Origin of the sequence: Thermocladium sp. ECH_B (assembly GCA_001516585.1) — an archaeon.
Classification (GTDB): domain Archaea; phylum Thermoproteota; class Thermoprotei; order Thermoproteales; family Thermocladiaceae; genus Thermocladium.
This window is the reverse complement of the sequence record LOBW01000153.1, coordinates 1-1,107: the sequence shown is the minus strand read 5'-3', so window position 1 is coordinate 1,107 and position 1,107 is coordinate 1. Positions and strand designations below refer to the sequence as shown.

Genomic DNA, 1,107 nt, shown 5'->3' with positions numbered 1-1,107 from the left:
TAAACGGGGAGTACGGCGTGAGGGACGTCTTCGTGGAGGTCCCAGTGGTCTTCGGCAAGAAGGGAGCCGAGAAAATAATAGAACTAAACCTGAACCAGGAACAAAGGCAGAAATTCCTGGCAAGCGTGGAGGCGGTGAAGAACAACCTAAAAACGGTCCCACCCCAATACCTCTAATCCAAAAAGTCCCTCCTCTTTGTCCCCATACTTTCATCCTCATCGCTTCATGGCTGGCGGAGCTGCCCCGCTCGTCCAGCGGTAGTGCCCTCGCCGGGTTGGCCTCGTACCCTGGGGGTCTGGGCTTGAACCTCTCTGCAACTCCCCCTCCTTATTCCCTCCCCTTCACCCCCCGCCCCTCAGCGATTTTGAAAACGCCACATTGGAAGGGGCGAGACTCGCCATTCGTTATATCACAGCGGCTACATGGTTTCAGGCATTAAGCAGTTGCCTTACACTTTGGAATAATAGAGTCGTGGCGATATTACTGACCTCCTCCCCGCCCTAAAGGGCGAGGTTTGCCGTTCGTTTTATCATCACGGCTCTGACAGTCCAAACCCCGATGAACCCGCATGCCCTGTTGGTCGATCAATAAAGGTATAGCGACCGTAATATCGACTCCAAAGACCCGATATTAATATTATCGTGGTCTACCAGCCCAAAATTTAATGAATCCAACCACTTGACACCACATGCGCTGACAACATACACAACCTCAACGTCACTGTTGTCTTGGCGTTTTAAGGCTTGGTGAGTTGATGTGTGGTATGTCATGGTTAGCAGTATTAATGTTATTGCTACTCTGACGGCCCAAAACCTAAGGTTGCCGCCATGGTGGGTTAGGGTGGTTGGGTTTCATGCCTTGGTAACGGCATGTGTGATCAGTTGGCTCCTCACTGGGTGTTGGTTCTTGGGTTTATTAGTAGGCAGGCTGAATCTGTCCTGCATAGGCTCCTTGTCCAGGTTGATTCCCCTATCACTATTAGGGGGTCCCCGATTCCGTTGATTAAAGTTAACCTATCCCTCCTGATCCTGTCTAGGAGGCCCCAAGCGTCTAACCCGCCCACCGGCTTTATGTTTAGGTTCCTTAATGTGCCCGTTAGCCTTGTTA

At 51.3% G+C, this 1,107-nt stretch carries 2 pseudogenes; one reads left to right on the top strand and one right to left on the bottom strand.

The annotated features are described in order from the left end of the window. Positions 1-176 (top strand): annotated as a pseudogene (locus tag AT710_09880). Between the two features lie 713 nt (positions 177-889). Here AT710_09880 and AT710_09875 read toward each other — a convergent pair. Then, a pseudogene (locus tag AT710_09875) lies at positions 890-1,107 on the bottom strand.